Source organism: Bacillus sp. LR--39 (genome assembly GCF_053613335.1).
In genome coordinates this window covers 1-2,632 of record NZ_JBSIOT010000030.1, presented here as the reverse complement: position 1 = coordinate 2,632, position 2,632 = coordinate 1, and the positions used below count along the sequence as shown (strand labels likewise).

The window sequence follows — 2,632 nt, the reverse complement described above, 5'->3', positions numbered from 1 at the left end:
CATGACGCTGCATTAACTGCTGCATGACGCTGTTAAGCCTTTCAACATCAAGCTCACCTGTCAGGCGCAGAACCGCCGGCATGTTATAGCTCGTTTGCGCTCCTTCAAGCTGCTGGAGCACGTACATCCGTTTTTGCGGTGAAGAAACAGGATACGTATCTTGTATCTCTGCCGGGCTGATGCTTGCGGCTGTCCCTTTTTCAGCAGAAGCAATCACTTGTGCCAAGCTCTCAACCGTCGGTGACTGGAAGAGATCCTTGAGTGACAGCTCAACGCCCAGTTCCTGATGAACCAAGGCAAGCATCTTCATGCCTGCTAATGAGTGTCCGCCAATGTCAAAGAAGTGGTCATAGACGCCGATTCGTTCAGCCTGAAGCACCTGCGCCCAAATGTCCGCGACTTTTTGTTCCGTTCCATTGCGTGGCGCAACATATGAAAGACCTCTTGAAACGTTGGCAACAGGAATCGGCAGCACTCTCCGGTCAATTTTTCCGTTACCTGTCAGCGGCAGATCGTCCATTTGGATAAACACCGCAGGAACCATATATGCCGGCAAGTCCTTCGCAGCATGCTCTCTCATCTCCTGTGATGAGATGTCTCCTTCTACGACATAGTAAGCACACAACAGTTTATCTCCCGCTCCTTGATCAACGGCAAGCACAACACTTTCCTGAACACGATCATGGGTTTGCAGCTGATGTTCGATTTCTCCAAGCTCGATGCGCTGTCCGCGAATCTTCACCTGATGGTCGATTCGCCCGATAAATTCGATGTCGCCATTCGGCAGCCATCTCGCAAGGTCTCCCGTTTTATACATGCGTTCGCCGGATGTAAACGGATGGGGAACAAATTTCTCCTCAGTCAGTTCTGGACGGTTGTAATAGCCTTTCACGAGTCCTTCGCCGCTGACGCAAAGCTCTCCGGCAATCCCGGCAGGCTGCACGTGTCCCGTACGGTCAAGAATGTATACTTCCGTATTGCTGACCGGTTTTCCAATCGGAACAGACAGCGTGTGCTCCTCCAATTCATCAACCGGATGATACGTCGCGAAAACCGTGCTTTCAGACGGTCCATACATGTGAAGAAGCTTGCCCTTTCCAACCGTTTGCAAAGCTTTTCTGACATGCTCAACCGAAGCCCGTTCCCCGCCAAACATAATCTTGCGAAGCGTTGACAAGCATGCCGGATTCAAGTCCACAAGCAAGTGGAACAAAGCGGTTGTAATCATGAGAATGCTGATGTTCTCCCGTTCAATGACGCGGGACAGGCGAGCCATGTCCAAAACGGTTTCCTTCGGTATCAGCACCAGCTTGGCTCCGTTTAACAAAGAGCCGAACATATCGAACATAAACGCGTCAAACACGTAATTGGAAAGACCGAGAATCGTATCCTGTTCTGTAATGCTGAGATAATTCGTTTCCTTCACCGTGCGGAGAATATTGGCATGTGTCACGATATTCCCCTTAGGTGTTCCAGTCGTTCCGGAAGTATACGTCAGGTTGGCCATTGCTTCAGAATCAAGAGGCAGTGCGAGATTGCGCGCATCGGCATGATAGCTTTCTTCCTCATCGGCTAGCACGATAACGCCCTTAAATTCCGCTTCTTCCGCCAAAGCCTTTAATTTTCTCTGAGTGAGAAGCACCTTTGCTCCGCTGTCACGGAAGAAATGCTGCATCCGCTGAATCGGATGTTCCGGATCAATCGGAACATAAGCCGAACCTGATTTTAATACTGCCAAGATCGACACAATCATATCCATTGACCGCTCGCATAAGACAGCCGCAGTTCTTCCTTCGCCAGCTCCAAGAGAAAGAATGCCGCGGGCTAAACGATTGGCCCGTTCATTCAGTTCACGATAAGTAAGTGATTCGCCTTCATATTGAAGCGCAGTGTGGTCTGGCGTATTCGCCGCTTGCTCCTCAAACAGCTGAACAATTGTTTTATCTTTAGGATAAGGTGTTCTGCCCGGGTTAAACTGCTGAATTTGCGAAGCAGCCTCCTCTTCAGAAAGAAGCTTATACTCGGAAATCCGCTTCTCCGAATCAACCGCAGCCTCTTCAAGCAAACGCGCAAAATGCGTAAGCAGCCTGTCTGCCGTGCTTTGTTTAAACAGCTTCGTGCTGTAATCCAAATCAAGCTCAATGCCTTCATCGGTTTCTCTCGCCTGCACCGTCAAATCAAATTTGGCAATCTTGAAATTGGTCTCATGAACAGACAAGGACAGATCGTCGACAGCCGGAATGCCCTCTGTCGCGTTTTGAAGGCTGAACATCGTGTCAAACAGCGGATGCCTGCTAACATCACGCGGGATGTTCAATTCTTCAACAAGCCACTCAAACGGATAGTCCTGATGAGAAAAGGCATTCAGCACCCGTTTGCGGACACGCGAGATCAATTGGATAAACGTCTCATCCTGCTTCACCTCACTGCGAATCGCAAGCGTATTGACGAACATCCCGATAATGCCCTCTGTATCGGAGTGATTTCTGCCCGCTGACGGTGTCCCGACAATGATGTCATCCTGCCCCGTATACTTTGACAAAAGCGTATAGTAAGCGGAAAGCATCACCATATATAAAGTGGCGCTGTTTTGTTCAGCCAAACGATTGAGGCGATCCTTTACCCCCGCATC

General features: G+C 49.7%; 1 protein-coding gene. It reads right to left on the bottom strand.

The genetic code is table 11. From position 1 onward, the window contains the following. The coding region (locus ACWHAR_RS19760; protein ID WP_452087592.1) for a non-ribosomal peptide synthetase at window positions 1-2,632 on the bottom strand (2,632 nt) is incomplete at both ends.